Origin of the sequence: Nocardia nova (genome assembly GCF_002933465.1) — a bacterium.
Taxonomy (GTDB): Bacteria; Actinomycetota; Actinomycetes; order Mycobacteriales; family Mycobacteriaceae; genus Nocardia; species Nocardia nova_B.
On the sequence record NZ_PSZE01000039.1, the window covers coordinates 1 to 16,891 of the forward strand.

Consider the following 16,891-nt stretch of genomic DNA (forward strand, 5'->3'; position numbering starts at 1 on the left):
ACCCTGTTCGGCCTCGGCCCGCTCGGCGGCTGTGTCGCCGGTGCCGCCGCCGTCGGCTTCCTGGGTGTGCTCGCCGGCCAGATCCTCGTGACCGCCCCGGTCGCGATCGGCGCCGCGATCCAGTACTGGGCCACCACCACCGCGCCGTTCAACCCGCCGGCGCCGGCCAAGTAATTCCGCAGGCTGCCCGTCGCGACCCCTGAGCGGGCGGATACCTCGGATCAGAGACCGTGCCCCGCCCACCGAACGGTGGGCGGGGCACGGTCGTTTCGCCCTGTCCTTCAGGCGGTCCGCGCTGCCTCTTCCGGTTCGAGCCGCGCTCGCACAAATCGCGCCACCCGGGCCAGCGCGGCCCGGCTCTCCGGCATATTCGGCAGGATGCTCATGAAGGCGTGAACCTGTCCGCGCCACAGCTCCAGCGAATTCGGCACTCCGGCCGCGGTAAGCCGACGGGCCATCAATTCGCTGTCGCAGCGCAGCAATTCGTCCTCACCGACGATCAGCAGGGCCGGCGGCAGGCCGGTGAGCGATCCGTTGACCGGGGACAGCGCCGAGTCGAGCGGCTGCTCCGCCTCGGCCCCGTAGCGCACCATCTGCCGCACCGCCGCCATCGGGATGTAGGCGTCGCGACCGACGTTCATGTACTCGCCCTTGATTCGGTAGTCGAGATCCAGCAGCGGCGACAGGCCGACCAGGCCGGCCGGGCCGGGCAGTCCGGCCTGCGCCGCCCGCAGTGCGGTGGCGAAGGTGAGGAAACCGCCCGCCGAATCTCCGGCGAAGACGATGCGCGCCGGATCGGCGCCGTGTCGTAACAACCAGCGATAGGCCGTCAGGCAGTCCTCGACCGAACCGGCGATATTCGTCCCGGGCAGCTGCCGATAATCCACATTCACCACCGGCAGCCCCGTACGACGCGCCAGGCTGGCCGCCACCGGCCGGTGCGAGTCCAGTCCGCACAGGAAGAAGCCGCCTCCGTGCATGTACATCACGGCGCCGTCGCGCAGGGATCGCCGGGCGCCGGCCGGGCGGATGATCTCCATCCGGAAGCCGCTCATCCGCACCTGTTCGCGTTCCACACCACGTACCTGCGGTCGCAGTGCCGCCAGCCGGTCGATCAGGACCCGCGCGACCGGCATGGTCATCGGGGTGATCGGATAGCGCCGGATAACGGGGCCCACCACGCCCCGGCAGGTCAGCAGCACCGCTTGCGAATGCAGACTCGCACGGTCCGGGTTCACCACCACCGGATCCACGACAACACCGGGTTCGAGCCCCGGCCGGTATTCGGCCTCGCCGATGGGAATCGCCGTCATCGCGCACCTACCTGCCACTCGGCGCCGAGTGACCGGCTACCGGCGGATTCGGTAGCTGAGGTGTCGGCGCTGACATCTCACACACTGATGTTTCAGAACACCACGGATGTGTGACCTACGCAATACTTGATCGCCCGACCAGGGTCCGCCGAAACCATCGTGACCATTTCGCGGTCCAGTCGGAACCTCATCGAGCCCGAACGGGTAAGAGCTGGCAGACTTGCGTCACATGCGCGGAATCATTCTGGCCGGGGGCACCGGGTCCCGGTTGCACCCGATCACGCGCGGGGTCAGCAAGCAACTGGTCCCGGTGTACGACAAGCCGATGGTCTACTACCCGCTCTCCACGCTGATGCTGGCGGGCATTCGCGACATCCTGGTGATCACCACCCCCGAGGACGCCGAGGCCTTCCGCCGGCTGCTCGGCGACGGCACCCAGTTCGGCCTGGCGATCGACTACGTGGTGCAACCCGAACCCGACGGCCTGGCCCGGGCCTTCGTGCTGGGCGCGGACCACATCGGCGGCGAATGCGCGGCGCTGGTGCTCGGCGACAATATTTTCCACGGCCCGGGTCTCGGCACCCGGCTACGGCGCTTCGACGGACTCGACGGCGGCGCGGTCTTCGCCTATCGGGTGTCCGATCCCTCGGCCTACGGCGTGATCGAATTCGACCGGGGTAGAGCCGTTTCCATCGAGGAGAAGCCGAAACTCCCGCGGTCCAACTACGCCATTCCCGGCCTCTATTTCTACGACAACGACGTCGTCGAGATCGCCCGGGGACTGCGCCCGTCCGCGCGCGGGGAATACGAGATCACCGATATCAACCGCACCTATCTGGAACAGGGGCGGCTGCAAGTGGAAACCCTCGCGCGGGGTACCGCCTGGCTCGATACCGGGACTTTCGATTCGTTGCTGGATGCCGCCAATTACGTGCGCACCATCGAGGAGCGACAGGGGCTCAAGATCGGCGTTCCGGAGGAGGTGGCCTGGCGGATGGGCTTCATCGACGACGAACAGCTGGGCAGGTTGGCCGAGCCGCTGGTGCGCTCGGGGTACGGGACCTACCTGCTGGATCTGCTGAATCGCGGACGCGACGATTCCTACGGACAGGACGGTTGATATGCGGATTCGAGAACTGGCGGTCCCGGGCGCGTGGGAGTTCACGCCGGAACTGCGCGGCGACGAACGCGGGATCTTCGCCGAAACGTTCAAGGCCTCGGAATTCGAGAAGGCGACCGGACGGCCCCTGGACCTGCTGCAGATGAACACCTCCACCTCGGCGGCGGGTGTCCTGCGTGGCATCCACTACACCGAAAATCCGCCCGGCCAAGCGAAATACGTCACGTGCATGCGCGGCGCCTTCCTGGATGTCGTGGTCGATCTACGCCGCGACTCCCCGACCTTCGGCCGCTGGGACAGTGTCGTGATCGACGACGTCTCCCGCCGCTCGGTATTTCTCTCCGAAGGGCTCGGCCACGCCCTGCTGTCACTGGCCGACGATTCCACCGTCACCTATCTCTGTTCGCTCGAATACACCCCCGAATTCGACCGGGACGTGGACGCATTCGACCCGGATCTCGGAATCGACTGGCCCACGGTCGGTTCCGACGGCAACCCGCTGACCTTCGTCCGCTCGCCGAAGGACGCGGCCGCGCCCCGCCTGCGCGAACTGCGCTGAGGGCTGCGTCCGGGTTCCACCGATCGGCCCGGAACGCGCAGACGGGTGGAGACTCAGGCCGCCGCGAGTTCCGGTGCCTGTTCGGAGTCCTCGACCTCCCGCTGCTTCTTGCGGGTGGGCAGGAAGTGGGTGAAGGCGATGAGGGCGCCGATGATCGCCGCGATGCCCGCGAAGATCAGGCCGGGACGGTAGCTGTCGAGTACCGCCTGCGGTGAATTGCCGTGCGGCCCCGAGGAGATCAGCGCGGTGGTGATGGCGAGGACGATGGCCGCACCGACCTGCATCGAGGTCTGCAGCACGCCGGCCGCCAGGCCCTGTTCCTCGTCGTCGATGCCGTTGGTGGCCTGAATGTTGATGGCCGGGAAGCCGATCCACCCGATGCCGATCAGCAGCACCGCGGGCAGGATCACCGCGAGATAGGACGGTGCGGTGTCGATTCGCAGGAACAGCAGGTAGCCGACCGCCATGACGGTGGTGGTGACCGCGATGATCGGGCCGGTGCCGAAGCGGTCCACCAGCTTGTCGGAGAACACCGACGACAGCGCCACCAGCACACCCACCGGCAGCAGCGCCATCGCCAGGGTCAGCGGCGACCAGCCCAGGCTGTCCTGCAGGTACAGGGTGACGATGAACTGCCAGCTGAAGTAGGAACCCGCCACCGCGACGATCACCAGACTGGCTCGCACCAGCGTGGCCTTGCGCAGAATGCCCAGCCGGATCAGCGGATGCCGCACCCGCTTCTCCACCGCGACGAACGCGGCGAACAGGACGAGCACAGCCGCGAACGAGCCCACGGTGCGCGCCGAACCCCAGCCGGCCTGCGGTGCGGACACCACGGTGTAGACCAGCAGCAGCATGGCGGCGGTGGAGAACAGCGCACCCGGCAGATCGTGGCCGCCCTCGGCGGTCTCACCCTTGTCCTTCGGCACCAGGATCGCCGCGGAGACCAAGGCGGCCAGCGCGATCGGCACCGGCAACAGGAAGGTCCAGCGCCAGCCGAAACCGGTCATCAGGCCACCGAAGACCAGACCCATGGAGTAGCCGCCCGCACCGAAGACGGTGTAGATGGACAGCGCTTTGTTGCGCGCGGGCCCCTCGGCGAAGTTCGTGGTGATGATCGACAGTCCGGTCGGTGCGGTGAAGGCGGCCGCCAGACCTTTGACGAAGCGGGTCGCGATCAGTAGCGGCCCCGAGCTGACCAGCCCGCCCGCCAGGGAGGCGACCGCGAAGACGGCCAGCGCGATGAGGAAGACCTTGCGCCGGCCGAGCAGATCGGCGGTGCGGCCGCCGAGCAGCAACAGGCCGCCGTAGCCGAGCACGTATCCGCTGATCAGCCACTGCAGGGTCGAGGTTTCGAGATGGAGTTCGGTACCGATGGACGGCAGCGCGACGCCGACCATCGAGACGTCGAGGCCGTCCAGGAACAGCACGATGCACAGCGTGATGAGCATGCCCCAGAGCCGAATCGGCCACCGAGTGTCGGCAGCCGAGGCGGCCGGAAGTGTTGCCGTGGAAGTCATGTCGCGGGACATTACATGCGCACGCATCTAATGCACAAGCATTTAATGCGGTTGCATGAAACTGTCGCAGGCACTAGAATGACGACATGACAAAGGCGTCGACAGTTTTTCCGGCGCATTCGACGGACGCGGTAGCGCCGGATACGGCGCTCTCCGCAGGTCTGCCGTCCCCTGCGCCGAGTGATACCGGCACCGGTTGCCCGTCTCCGGCCGGCCGGCACGACGGCCCGGGCGGCTTGGTCGGCGAGTGGCGTGAACTACTCGCGCGCCACGCCGCGGTGTCCTGCGCGCTGGAGAAGGACCTGCAGCGTGAACACCACATCGGCCTGAGTGAGTTCGAGACGCTGGACCGCCTGGTCGACGCCTCCTGCGACAGCTACCGGATGAGCGATCTGGCGCACGACATCCACCTGAGTCAGAGCGCACTGTCCCGTACGGTGGCACGGCTGGAACGCGACGGGCTGGTCGATCGCACGCTGTGCACCGAGGACCGCCGCGCGATCTTCGTCTGCCTCACCGACAAGGGCCGCGCGGTCCACACCGCCGCCGTTCCGACTCATCGCGAAGTACTGGAACGCACCCTGCGCTGATCGGGCCCGTACCGAATCCTGTCCCGCACCGAATCCTGTCCCGCACCGAATCCTGTCCCGCACCGAATCCGGGAGCGCGTCAGGCGCCGGCGATGGCCTCGTCCAGCGCCGCTCGCCCGTCCACCGAGACGGCGCGGATATTCGCGAATGCGCCTCGATAGCGGTCGATATCGGAATTTTTGTCGAAATAGGTGGATACACCGAAATTTTCGACGTACACCACCGGCGGCTCGGTCGTTTCCACACCGGCTGCGCCGAATTCCAACAGGACGAATCGCCCGGAATCAAGACCCTCGTGGTAACCGGAATCGTTGGGCACCAGACGAATATCGATATTCGGGCGCTCGCACATGCGGCGCAGATGATCACGTTGGCCCGCGATCACGGCCGGATCACCGATCCGCCGCCACAGCAGCGATTCGGCGATGATCGCCACCAGCCGCACCGGCTCCGGAGTGCGGGTGAGCAGACGCTGCCGCTGCCCGCGCACCTCGATCCGGCGCTCGATATCGGCGGGGCTCAGATTCGGCCGCGCCGCGGTCAGCAGCGCGCGGGTGTAGTCCTCGGTCTGCAGCAAGCCCGGCACGAATTCGTTCTCGAAGGTGGAGATTTCGGTCGCGGCCTCTTCCAGGCCGATGTACACGTCGAAACCCTCGGCGATCACGTCACTGTAGGGAGCCCACCAACCCCGCGACTTGGTTTCCCGGGCGAGGGCGGTGAGGGGTTCCAGCTCGGCCTCGGGTGCGCCGTAGATCTTGCACATGGCTTCCACGTCGAGGCTGCGCAGCGAGGTCTGACCGGTCTCGATCCGCCAGATCTTGGCCTCCGACCATTCCAGCCGGCGAGCAGCCACCCGAGTCGTCATCCGGGCGCGATTGCGCAGGTCACGCAACCGGCGGCCCAGTTGCCGCCGCGGCATGGTCGAACCGGTGATCCCCTGCGGTGAAGCCATTTTTTTCCCCCTCGGCAGAAACCTTCGCGGGCATCGGGATTCGCTCCGGACGCCCCCGAACGGATTGTTGCACAACAGAACAACGCCCGACAGCCGCGCCGATCGGCCGGGCCGCGGGTGCGCTCCTACTTGCGCGGAGGACGCTTGCGGAACCGCCAGAACTGCACCGCGCGAACGTCTTCCGAGAGCTGGTTCACCGGCTCGGCGACATCGGACAGAGCGCGGAACAGATCGTCGGCGAGGGTATTGATGTGTTCCACCCGGGTTGCCAGCCGCGAGGCGTTGACCAGGAATTCCAGCGCCAATCGCACCGAGGCCGCGATGGTCAGGCCGAGCGGCACCGCCACCACGATCGCGAAGATCGACCCCAGCAGCGCGGATACCTGCCACAGGACCACGACCAGGACCAGGGGGATGCCGACCGCGAAGGCCAATCCCAGGAGATAGGCCAGCGGCAGCAGCGTGCGCGTGGCCGGCGTGCGGAACTGCACATCCAGCAGCGCGCGGGCGGCCGCACCGCACCAGGCTCGGAAGGCGCCCGGACTCCGGAACGGATCGGGCCGCTCGTCTTCTTCGGCGGTATCGCCCTCCTCGGCGACATCGTCCGGTGACCGGCGTCGTCGGGCGGAGTCCTTCCATGCGAGCCAGCGCGATTCCACCGCGTAGTCGGCGTCGCCCGGTTCGTCTTCGCCGGACCGGTCGTCGACTCCGGCGCGTTCGGTCGGCAACTCGGGCGCTTCGCCCATATTTCGTGCGCCCCCAGCGGAATCGCGCGCGGCGACGGGATCGGAGTCCCGGTTCCCGGGCCGCTGCGGGTCGTCGCTCATGATTCGAATCCTCTCCCGGCACACCGGAAGCGGGCAAAGTCCCGGCGTGTTCGAATCCCATCGGTCACATGCGACTCACATCACACTTTCATCCCATTTCTTCCCAGCGACCTGCCAGGGAGTCAACAGCCGCAACGCATTCGATTCACAGCGACGCGCACAAAGGTGGTAGTCGTAGCAGTTCACAACGGCGGCGAGTCGGCGGTCCGAAAGGTTCATAGCCACCGGCGATCACCGCCTGCCCCTGTGACGTATCCGACCATCACAAAGAAATTTCCACCAAGTTGTAACACCGCCGGTAGCGCGGCCCGATACGTCCCATGAACACCGACGCAGGACCCAGATCTACCCGGGGAAATGGAGAAGACAGTGCGTACAGCGTTTCCGACTTCCGTCCACGCGGCGACGTTGGCCGCTACCGCGCAGGACTACATCCGGCGCGGGTGGACGGTCGCTGAAACGGCCAACGGCATCTGCCTGATCACCGATACGAATGTTTCGGGTATCGAGGTCGCCGGCGAACTGGCCGCGAACGTGCGCCGATTCCTGCGGGCCAACAACCTGTCCGGACCGGTGATCGAGATCCCGGGCGCCGAGCGCCGCGAGATCCACCTGGTGACAGGCCTCGCCAAGGCCGCGATGGCGCTCGAGGCGCTGCGCGCGGCGGGCGCGATCGTGTACACCGACGGTGCGGGCATCCCGTTGCCGCCCACCCAGCTCTCGGCCGGCGAGGCCTGCTGGGGTGTGGCCCCGACCGAGGCCCGCTGGCTGCCGCCGGTCGTCGCGATCGCCGCGGCCGTGCGTTCGGCGAACTCCGGCCGCAAGCCGCAGGTCGCTCGCATCGCCAGCTGAATCGACCAACCGCGAAACCGCGAGAACAACAGTGTTTTCGCGGTTTCGCGGTGTCGCGGTTTTCCCGCATTTCGGATGATTCTCGACACGACGACGAGTCGCCGACGATGATGGGGTCATGACGCGCGTCACCGCAGCAGCCCGGACCACCTACCGCACCTGCCCGCTGTGCGAGGCCGTCTGCGGACTCGAGATCACCTTGGACGCGCAGGATCGGGTGACGCGCGTGCGCGGGGACCGCGAGGACCCGTTCAGCCGCGGCTTCATCTGCCCGAAGGGCGCGAGCCTCGGAGCGCTGGACGCCGACCCCGATCGGCTGGCCGAACCGATCATCCGTGATCGCGCCACCGACACCTGGCGGCAGGCCACCTGGCCCGAGGCCTTCGATCTCATCGCCGAGCGGGCGCCGGCCATCCTCGGCGAATACGGCCGCCAGGCCGCGGCGCTGTATCTGGGTAATCCGAATGCACACACCATTGCCGGCGCGCTGTACGTGCCGGCGCTGATCCGGGCGCTGAGCACGCGCAATCTGTACTCGGCCAGCACCACCGATCAGATGCCGAAACAGGTCTCGAGCGGGCTCATGTTCGGCGATCCGCTCACGGTCGCGGTGCCCGACCTGGACCGCACCGACTACCTGCTGATGCTCGGTGCCAATCCGCTGGAGTCCAACGGCTCGCTGTGTACCGCCCCGGACTATCCGGGCCGGTTGAAGGCGCTGCGCGCACGCGGCGGGCGGTTGGTCGTGGTCGATCCGCGGCGCACCCGGACCGCGGATCTCGCCGACGAGCATCTGTTCATCCGGCCCGGCAGCGATGCGTATCTGTTGTTCGGCATCGTGCACACGCTCTTCGCGGAGGATCTGACCGATATCCGGGTCGAGGTAGCGGGTCTCGAACAGATCCGTTCGGCGGCAGTCCCGTTCACACCCGAGGCGGTGCAGGCACGCACCGGCATCCCGGCCGAGACCGTGGGACGGCTGGCGCGGGAGCTGGCCGCGGCGCCGACGGCCGCGGTTTATGCGCGCATCGGCACCTGCACCGCCGAATTCGGCACTCTCACGCAGTGGCTGGTGGATGTGATCAACGTGCTCACCGGCAATCTCGACCGGGCCGGCGGCGCGATGTTCGCGACCGCCGCGGCACTGGGCATCGTGCGGACGCGGCCGTTCCGGCTCGGGCGCTGGACCAGCCGGGTGCGCGAATTGCCCGAAACCATGGGCGAATTCCCCGTCGCGACGCTGGCCGACGAAATTCTCACTCCCGGTGAGGGACAGGTCCGGATGCTGGTGACGGTGGCCGGCAATCCGGTGCTCTCGGCTCCCGCAGGCGCACGGCTGGGCGAAGCGCTGGCCGGTCTGGACTTCATGGTCAGTGTGGATCGCTACCTCAACGAGACCACCCGCCATGCCGATGTGATCCTGCCGCCGCCGCGCGCACTGCAGGCGCCGCACTACGATTTCGCGCTGCTGCAGTTCGCGGTGCACAACTACGCCCGCTATTCCCCGCCGCTGCTCGCCCTGTCCGACGACCGGCCCTCGGAACCGGAAATACTTGCCCGCCTCGCACTTTCCCTGGCGGGGCAGCAACCGGAGCCCGGCCGCGATTGCGTCGCCGCGGTGGACGAGCTGATCATCGCCGGGACGCTGCACAAGGCCGGACTCACCGAGCGACGCGGCGAATTGATCGGCGTGGACAGCACCGAACAGCGCATCGACATGATGCTGCGCCTGGGCCCGTACGGCGAGTGGAATCCCGATCGTCAGCGTGTCGATATCGCGCCCGAGGGACTGAACCTGCAGGTTCTCCTGGACAATCCGCACGGCGTCGACTTGGGTGCGCTGCAACCGCGCCTGCCCGACGTGCTGCGCACCGCCTCCCGGAAGGTGGAGCTGGCGCCCGAGCCGCTGCTCGGCGATACGACCCGGCTGGTGGCCGAATTGTCCGCTGCCCGACCGGATGTGGTGTTGATCGGCCGGCGGCAACTGCGGTCGAACAACAGCTGGTTGCACAACGTTCCGGCGCTGGTCGGCGGTTCCAATACCTGCACGCTGCATATTCACCCCGACGACGTCGCCCGCCTCGGGCTGGGCGAGCTGGCCGCGATCGAATCGGCGACCGGAAAGCTGACCGTGCCGGTGGAACCGAACGACAGGATCATGCCCGGCGTGGTGAGCCTGCCGCACGGATGGGGACATTCGGGCAGTACCCAAACGGTCGCGCGGGAGCACGCCGGCGTGAATGCCAATGCCCTGACCGATGATTCCCGCGTCGACGCCGTATCCGGGACTGCGGTGTTCAACGGAGTTCCGGTGACCATCACGCCGGTGTGATTCTCCGACCAGCCGGCACGTGCACGGGGGATAACGCTCGTAGCGCAACGGGCAACCCGGGCGCTATCCCCTTGGTCGTGGATGTGAAAAGCCCACGCTCACAAGCAATTCGGGCGAAAATACCCGCGTATTCGGTCAGCAGCCCTGGGGCAAACGGCATTTCGGGCGTTGCCGAGCACTTGCCCGTACGCGAGACTCAGGCGCGGGAGCGGCTCGGCTCACAAATCACCTTCACAGACAGTGCACTCCATCAGCAGGTTCGCTGATTTTGCCATCCGAAACACGTTCTTTCCTATAGTATTTCGACATATTTCAGGTTCAACGCCGAACCATCCACGTGCGGATCTCAGCTACCCGGAGGGGTGTGGCATGTCCGGTTCCACAGGCGGCAGTGACGGCGAGCGAGAACTGCAACGCCGATTCGGCACCGAGGAACGCGCGGAGCGTTTCTACGACGAACAGGTGCTGAGCAGCCTCAACTCCCGCATGCGCGAGTTCGTGAGCCGGATGGATATGGCCTTCATCGCCACCGCCGACCGGCACGGTGAATGCGATACCAGCTTCCGGGCCGGCAAACCCGGATTCGTGCACGTCATCGACGAACATACGGTCGCCTATCCGGAGTACCGCGGCAACGGAGTGATGGCCTCGCTCGGCAACATCCTGGAGAATCCGCACGTCGGCATTCTGATGATCGACTTCGTCCGCGACCTGGTCGGGCTGCATATCAACGGATCGGCACGCATCGTCGACGATCAGGCATTGCGAGTCCGGGTACCCGGCCTGCCGGCGGCCGAGCGTGGTCGCGTCGCCGAGCGGTGGGTGGTCGTGGATGTCGAGGAGGCCTATATCCACTGCAGAAAGCACATTCCGCACCTGGTGCCGGCCGCCCGCGAGGAACGGGAATGGGGTACCGACAGCCCCCGGGCCAAGGGTGGGGACTACTTCGGCACCAAGGCGCAGGCGCGGGCTCTCGTCGCGGAGGGGTGACGGTTCGGGTCGACGATCCGGAACGTCAGCGGATCTTGAAGATCACCGCACGCTGCACGACGAAGTTGATCACGGTGGCCACGCCCTGCGCGATGACGAAGGCGATCAGCACCGCGCCCTTCACCGAATGGCCGGCGATATCCACCGACATCGCGGGCAGGGTGTCGTTGAGCAGGGCGTTGATACCCACCTGCGCCGCGAAGGTCACCGCGTAGAGGATCACCACCGCTACGAAGCGGCTGCGACTCGGCGGCGCCTTGAACGTCCAGCGCCGGTTGATCAGATACGCCGTGGTGGTACCGACGATGAAACTGCAGGCCTTGGCGAAGTCGCGCGGGACTCCGAACAGGGCCATGAGCAGCACGTACAGCCCGAAGTCGACGACCGCCGACAATCCGCCGGTGAGGACGAACCGAACAATCTGCGTCTTCAGATCGACGTCCGTACCGCCCGGCTCGTCCACCAGGGGCAACTCGGCCGGAAGAGGAAGATGGGGTTCCGCGCTCACGGCACGAGAGTAGCGGGTCACGCCGGCCCCGCCGCGACAGCGGCACTCCCGCCCCGCCGCGACAGCGGCACTCCCGCACCGCCGCGACAGCGGCACTCCCGCACCGGTCGCCGCTGTGAAATCCGCCTCGAGCGGGCCCCGGACACGCGACAGCCGACCCCTACCCCGGTCATGCCTGTAGCCTCTATGCCGATGTCCACGAAAGCTCAGACCTCCACCGCCGCGGGTCCTGCGAACTCCGCGGGCGACGGCGAGGCGTCACAGGCAAGCAGCAACGGCTCCGCCGACAGCTTTTCGCTGCCGACGCACACCCGTCGACTGACCGGATGGGGTCGTACCGCGCCCTCCACCTCCGAAGTGCTCTCGACCGGCGATCCGGAACTGATCGCCAAGGCCGTGGCCATGGTCGCGGAGGACAACGAGTCCAAGCCGGCACATTTGCGGCGCGGTGTTATCGCGCGCGGATTGGGCCGGTCCTACGGCGACCACGCCCAGAACGCCGGTGGCCTCGTCATCGATATGTCGGCGCTCAATCAGATCCATCGGATCGACCGCGACACCCGGTTGGTCGATGTCGACGGCGGCGTCAGCTTGGACCAGCTGATGAAGGCGGCGCTGCCGTTCGGCCTCTGGGTACCGGTGCTACCAGGCACCCGGCAGGTCACCATCGGCGGGGCCATCGCCTCCGATATCCACGGCAAGAACCACCACAGTGAGGGCAGCTTCGGCAATCATGTGCGCTCGATCGAGCTGCTCACTGCCGACGGCCAGGTTCAGCACCTCACCCCCAAACGCAACGCCAAACTGTTTTGGGCGACTGTCGGTGGCAACGGTCTTACCGGCATCATCTTGCGCGCGACCATCGAGATGACGCCTACCGAGACGGCGTACTTCATCAACGACGGCGTGAAGACCGCCGATCTCGACGAGACGGTCGCGGCGCACAGCGACGGCAGCGAATCCAACTACGTCTACTCCAGCGCCTGGTTCGACGTGATCAGCCCGCCGCCGAAGCTCGGCCGGGCCACCATCACCCGCGGCCGGTTGGCGACAGTGGACGAGCTGCCGAAACGGCTGCGCAAGAAGCCGCTGAAGTTCGATGCGCCTCAATTGATGACGGTGCCCGACATCTTCCCGAGCTGGACCATGAACAAGCTGACTTTGCAGGCCATCGGTGAGGCCTACTACGCAATGGGCGGCAACTACACGGGCAAAGTCCAGAACCTCACGCAGTTCTATCACCCGTTGGACATGATCGCGGAGTGGAACCGTGGCTACGGCCCGGCCGGATTCCTGCAGTACCAGTTCGTGGTGCCGATCGAGGCGGTCGAGGAATTCAAGAAGATCATCGTCGATATCCAGGCGAGTGGCCACTACTCGGCACTGAACGTCTTCAAGCTCTTCGGCCCGGGAAACCAGGCACCTCTGAGCTTCCCGATGCCCGGCTGGAACATCTGCGTCGACTTCCCCATCCGCCCGGGCCTCAACGAGCTGGTCACCGAATTGGACCGTCGCGTCCTGGAATTCGGCGGTCGTCTCTACACCGCGAAGGACTCCCGGACCACCGCGGAGACCTTCCACAAGATGTATCCCAAGATCGACGAGTGGATCAAGGTCCGCCGAAGTGTCGATCCCACAGGCGTTTTCATGTCCGATATGGCGAGAAGGCTGGAGCTGCAGTGAGCGGTGAGTGCGCGAAATGATCAACGCAGTCGGTAACCCGCAGAATATTCTGCTTTTGGGCGGTACCTCGGAGATCGGCCTCGCGATCGTCGCGGAGTACCTGAAGAAGGGGCCGGCGCGGGTGGTGCTCGCGGCGCTGCCGAACGATCCGTTGCGTGCGCAGTCGGTCGCTGCGCTGGAGGCCGCGGGCGCGTCGAAGGTCGAGATCGTCGACTTCGACGCGCTGGACACCGGCAGCCACCCCAAGGTGATCGAACAGGCCTGGGCCGACGGTGATATCGATGTCGCGATTGTCGCCTTCGCGCTCGACGGCGACGCCGAGGAGCTATGGCAGAACCAGCTCAAGGCGGTGCGGGTCGCCGAGGTCAACTACACCGCGGGCGTGTCGGTCGGCGTGCTCGTCGGCGAGAAGATGAAGGCCCAGGGCTTCGGGCGGATCATCGTCATGTCCTCGGTGGCCGGTGAGCGCGTCAAGCGCGCCAACTTCGTCTACGGCTCCACCAAGGCCGGGCTGGATGGTTTCTACCTCGGACTGGGCGAGGCGCTGCGCCCGCACGGCCCGCGCGTCACCGTCGTGCGGCCGGGGCAGGTGCGTACCCAGTTCTCCGCGCACGTCGCCGAGGCGCCGCTCACCGTCAACAAGGAAGACGTTGCGGTCCTTGCGGTTTCGGCATCCGAGAAGGGTAAGGAACTGGTCTGGGCCCCGGGCACGTTCCGCTGGGTCATGATGATCCTGCGCCACGTTCCGCGCCCGATCTTCCGCAAACTTCCCATCTAGTTCGGCTCGGAGTCGAGCCGCGAAGGAGAGTCGCCGCTACCGAGCGCCGGCTCTCCTTCGTCGTTTCGGCGAGGACGGCCGCCGCACAGCGCGAGCTTCGCACCGACGCGAACCGGTTCCACCCGGCTTGTAGGCTCGCGGGCAGATCGGCGGCGAGAGAGGATCCGGAGGCACTGTGCGCGTACTAGTCCGGCAGGTCGGGGGCGGGCTCGGGGAGGCTGTCGTCGGGGCGGTGGTCGCCGCGCTGGTGGCGGCGATCGGGCTGGCGGCGATGTCGGCGGTGCAGTGGCCGGCGTTCAACTCCTCCAATGTGACTCGGGCGCTGACCACCGTCGGGCAGGCGGGGGCGGCGCTGCTGCTGGTGATCGCCATTGTGCTGATCCGGTTGCATCGGTGGCCGTGGGTGGCGAAAGTGCTGTCCTGGGCGGGTATTTCCGCCTTCGTCACCGTGACGCTGGGGATGCCGCTCGCGGCGACCAAGCTGTATCTGTTCGGCATTTCGGTGGATCAGGAATTCCGCACCGAGTATCTGACGCGACTCACCGATACCGCCGCGCTGCACGATATGACCTACGCCGACATTCCGGCGTACTACCCGGCCGGCTGGTTCTGGATCGGCGGACGCGTCGCGAATCTGCTCGGCCTGGCCGGGTGGGAGACGTTCAAGCCGTATGCGATCGTGTCGCTGGCGGTGGCGTCGGTGCTGGCACTCGTGTTGTGGTCCAAGCTGATTCGCTGGGATTGGGCGGTCGCGGTCGCGGCGACGACCACCGCGGTGATGGTGGCGTTCGCCTCCCCCGAGGCCTACAGCGCCGTGCTGGTGATCCTGTTCGCTCCGGCGATGGTGCTGGCGTGGGGTGCGCTGTATCGCCCCGCCGAGTTCGGCGCGACGGCAAGTCCGGCCGGCGACCCACGCACCGCGGGCGGCTGGGGCGCGGCGATCGGAGCGGGTGTGTTCCTCGGACTGTCGGCGATGTTCTACACGCTGTTCTTCGTGCTCGCGGTCTTCACCGTGGTCCTGATGGGCCTCGTCGCCTGGGCGACCCTGTGGTGGCAGCAGCGCGAGATCGCGGTGCATCAGCCGCGCGCTCCGCGCCTCGGCGTCTTCCGCCTGCTATGGCCGATTCTGCTGCGGCTGATCGTCATGGGCGCGATCGCCGCGCTCCTGGCCCTGATCGTCTGGGGCCCGTATCTGGCGAAGGTGCTGACCGGGCATCTGCCGGAATCCAATACCGCCTTCCACTACCTGCCGGAATCCGGTTCGCGGCTGGCGTTCCCGATGTTCGACTTCTCCGAACCGCTGCTCGGCGCCCTCTGCCTGCTCGGCACCATCTGGCTGGTGGTGCGGGCGGCGAGTTCGCGACGGGCCCAGGCACTCGCTATCTCGGTGGTCGCGATCTATCTGTGGTCGCTGGCCTCCATGCTGGTCACGGCCGCCGGTACGACGGGACTGGCCTTCCGGCTGGAACCCATCCTGCAGGTACTGCTCGCCGCGGCGGGAGCGTTCGGATTCGTCGAAGGCGCACGGGCCGTGTACCAGGCCGTCGACGAACCGCGACGGTTCCGGGCGGCGACCGCGGTGGTCGCGGTCCTGGGTGCGCTGGCCTTCACGCAGAGCATTCCCGGCATCTTGAATCCCGAGATCACCACCGCCTACACCGACACCGACGGCCACGGGGTGCGGGCGGACAAGCGCAGCCCCTCGGCGGTGTCGCATTATGGCCGCATCGATCAGGTCCTCACCGAGCAGACGGGGCGGCCGCGCGACGAGACGGTGGTCCTCACGGCCGACACGAGCTTCCTGTCCTACTATCCGTACTTCGGTTTCCAGGCGCTGACCTCGCATTACGCCAACCCGCTCGCCGATTTCCCGGCCCGGGCCGCCGAGATCAAGCGCTGGAGCGAGCTGAAATCGCCGGCCGAGTTGATCGATGCGCTGAACCACTCTCCGTGGCGCGCGCCGGACGCCTTTCTGTTCCGCCGCAGCGGCGAGAACTACACCCTCCGCCTGGCCGAGGACGTCTATCCCAACGATCCCAACGTGCGCCGCTACACGGTCGAGTTCCCGGGGACGCTCTTCGCCGATCCGCATTTCCGGATCACGGATATCGGCCCGTTCACCCTGGTCGCGCGCTCCTGACTCCCACTGTGGATAACACTGTGGAATTTGCCCGTTCCTGTGGATAACCAACGCTCACTCGGCGCTGCCTCGGTCCGGATGGGTACGGTGGGTGGCTGATTGTCGGCCAACTGGACCTGCCGGGGCCGAGTTTGGGTTTCTGGCCGCCGGTGCGTCCGCGGGCGCGGGCGGCGGCCAGGCCGTCGCGGGTGCGTTCGGACATCAGCGCGTGTTCGAACTCGGCGATCGCGCCGAGGATCTGGAAGAACATGCGCCCGACAGCGGTGGAGGTGTCGATGCCCTGATCCAGCACCACCAGGTCCACGCCGCGGTCCTGCAGTGTCTTCGACAGCTCGATCAGGTGCTCGAGGGAACAGCCGAGACGATCGAGCTTGGTCACCACCAGTTGATCTTTCGGCCGGTTGGCCACCAGCAGCGCCTTGCTCAACTCCGGGCGGGAAGCCAGCTTGCCGGAGGTCTTGTCGAGGAAGATCTGCTCACACCCGGCCGCAGTGAGCGCGTCGTGCTGGGCTTCGGGATGCTGGTCGCGGGTGGAGACCCGCCCGTAGCCGATTCGCATGGCGCGCAGTGTATTGCGAACCCCCGACACGTTGACGTTGGCGCGTACACGGCAACCTTTACAGATCTGGCCTGCGGAAACACGCTGCGGCCGAGGGTGTCTCGCGAACGTTGGTATCCCGACGCCGACCGGCGCTCTGCCGACTGCCGATGACCAAGCCCTGATCAG

The 16,891-nt window shown here is 66.8% G+C and carries 15 protein-coding genes; 9 read left to right on the forward strand and 6 right to left on the reverse strand.

Features of this window, described 5'->3' with window-relative positions:
* Nucleotides 1-281 precede the first annotated feature (281 nt).
* A complete protein-coding gene (locus C5E41_RS30080; protein ID WP_104379100.1) occupies nt 282-1,313 on the reverse strand; it encodes an alpha/beta hydrolase in 1,032 nt (343 codons plus the stop codon).
* 229 nt (nt 1,314-1,542) lie between these two features.
* Between C5E41_RS30080 and rfbA the strand changes: the two genes are divergently transcribed.
* Together rfbA and C5E41_RS30090 are read left to right on the forward strand one after the other, a co-directional pair.
* Nucleotides 1,543-2,433, forward strand: a complete 891-nt coding sequence (gene rfbA, locus C5E41_RS30085; RefSeq protein ID WP_104379101.1) for a glucose-1-phosphate thymidylyltransferase RfbA — start codon at nt 1,543-1,545, stop codon at nt 2,431-2,433.
* Between the two features lies 1 nt (nt 2,434).
* Nucleotides 2,435-2,992: a dTDP-4-dehydrorhamnose 3,5-epimerase family protein gene (locus C5E41_RS30090; protein WP_104379102.1), complete on the forward strand. Its 558-nt coding sequence runs from the start codon at nt 2,435-2,437 to the stop codon at nt 2,990-2,992.
* A gap of 53 nt (nt 2,993-3,045) precedes the next feature.
* Here C5E41_RS30090 and C5E41_RS30095 read toward each other — a convergent pair whose 3' ends face one another.
* On the reverse strand, nt 3,046-4,512 hold the full coding sequence (locus C5E41_RS30095; RefSeq protein ID WP_104379128.1) for an MFS transporter: 1,467 nt from the start codon (nt 4,510-4,512) through the stop codon (nt 3,046-3,048).
* Between the two features lie 236 nt (nt 4,513-4,748).
* Between C5E41_RS30095 and C5E41_RS30100 the strand changes: the two genes are divergently transcribed.
* Nucleotides 4,749-5,102 carry a MarR family winged helix-turn-helix transcriptional regulator gene (locus tag C5E41_RS30100; protein ID WP_258081362.1) on the forward strand — a complete coding sequence of 118 codons (354 nt, stop codon included), beginning with the start codon at nt 4,749-4,751 and terminating at the stop codon, nt 5,100-5,102.
* Nucleotides 5,103-5,181: 79 nt separating this feature from the next.
* Here C5E41_RS30100 and C5E41_RS30105 read toward each other — a convergent pair whose 3' ends face one another.
* Complete coding sequence (locus C5E41_RS30105; RefSeq protein WP_104379104.1) at nt 5,182-6,054, reverse strand: helix-turn-helix domain-containing protein; 873 nt, start codon at nt 6,052-6,054, stop codon at nt 5,182-5,184.
* Between the two features lie 125 nt (nt 6,055-6,179).
* Nucleotides 6,180-6,881 carry a DUF4282 domain-containing protein gene (locus C5E41_RS30110; RefSeq protein ID WP_104379105.1) on the reverse strand — a complete coding sequence of 234 codons (702 nt, stop codon included), beginning with the start codon at nt 6,879-6,881 and terminating at the stop codon, nt 6,180-6,182.
* A gap of 369 nt (nt 6,882-7,250) precedes the next feature.
* Here C5E41_RS30110 and C5E41_RS30115 point away from each other — a divergent pair, with 369 nt between their 5' ends.
* The 3 genes from C5E41_RS30115 to C5E41_RS30125 all read left to right on the forward strand — a co-directional run bounded on the left by C5E41_RS30115 (nt 7,251) and on the right by C5E41_RS30125 (nt 11,055).
* On the forward strand, nt 7,251-7,733 hold the full coding sequence (locus C5E41_RS30115) for a hypothetical protein (RefSeq protein WP_104379129.1): 483 nt from the start codon (nt 7,251-7,253) through the stop codon (nt 7,731-7,733).
* Between the two features lie 118 nt (nt 7,734-7,851).
* Complete coding sequence (locus C5E41_RS30120; protein WP_104379106.1) at nt 7,852-10,065, forward strand: molybdopterin-dependent oxidoreductase; 2,214 nt, start codon at nt 7,852-7,854, stop codon at nt 10,063-10,065.
* 369 nt (nt 10,066-10,434) lie between these two features.
* Complete coding sequence (locus C5E41_RS30125; RefSeq protein ID WP_104379107.1) at nt 10,435-11,055, forward strand: pyridoxamine 5'-phosphate oxidase family protein; 621 nt, start codon at nt 10,435-10,437, stop codon at nt 11,053-11,055.
* A 25-nt stretch (nt 11,056-11,080) separates the two neighbouring features.
* On the opposite strand, the gene C5E41_RS30130 is transcribed toward C5E41_RS30125, so the two are convergent.
* Nucleotides 11,081-11,563 (reverse strand): GtrA family protein, encoded by a 483-nt coding sequence (locus tag C5E41_RS30130; protein ID WP_104379108.1) that lies wholly within the window; start codon nt 11,561-11,563, stop codon nt 11,081-11,083.
* Between the two features lie 192 nt (nt 11,564-11,755).
* Between C5E41_RS30130 and C5E41_RS30135 the strand changes: the two genes are divergently transcribed.
* From C5E41_RS30135 to C5E41_RS30145, 3 genes are all read left to right on the forward strand, one after another.
* Nucleotides 11,756-13,246, forward strand: a complete 1,491-nt coding sequence (locus C5E41_RS30135; protein ID WP_439956355.1) for an FAD-binding protein — start codon at nt 11,756-11,758, stop codon at nt 13,244-13,246.
* A gap of 16 nt (nt 13,247-13,262) precedes the next feature.
* Complete coding sequence (locus C5E41_RS30140; protein ID WP_104379130.1) at nt 13,263-14,024, forward strand: decaprenylphospho-beta-D-erythro-pentofuranosid-2-ulose 2-reductase; 762 nt, start codon at nt 13,263-13,265, stop codon at nt 14,022-14,024.
* A 175-nt stretch (nt 14,025-14,199) separates the two neighbouring features.
* On the forward strand, nt 14,200-16,164 hold the full coding sequence (locus C5E41_RS30145; protein ID WP_258081356.1) for a galactan 5-O-arabinofuranosyltransferase: 1,965 nt from the start codon (nt 14,200-14,202) through the stop codon (nt 16,162-16,164).
* On the opposite strand, the gene C5E41_RS30150 is transcribed toward C5E41_RS30145, so the two are convergent.
* Nucleotides 16,142-16,723, reverse strand: a complete 582-nt coding sequence (locus tag C5E41_RS30150) for a recombinase family protein (RefSeq protein WP_104379111.1) — start codon at nt 16,721-16,723, stop codon at nt 16,142-16,144. The two genes, C5E41_RS30145 and C5E41_RS30150, sit on opposite strands and share 23 nt — an antisense overlap.
* Between the last annotated feature and the right edge of the window lie 168 nt (nt 16,724-16,891).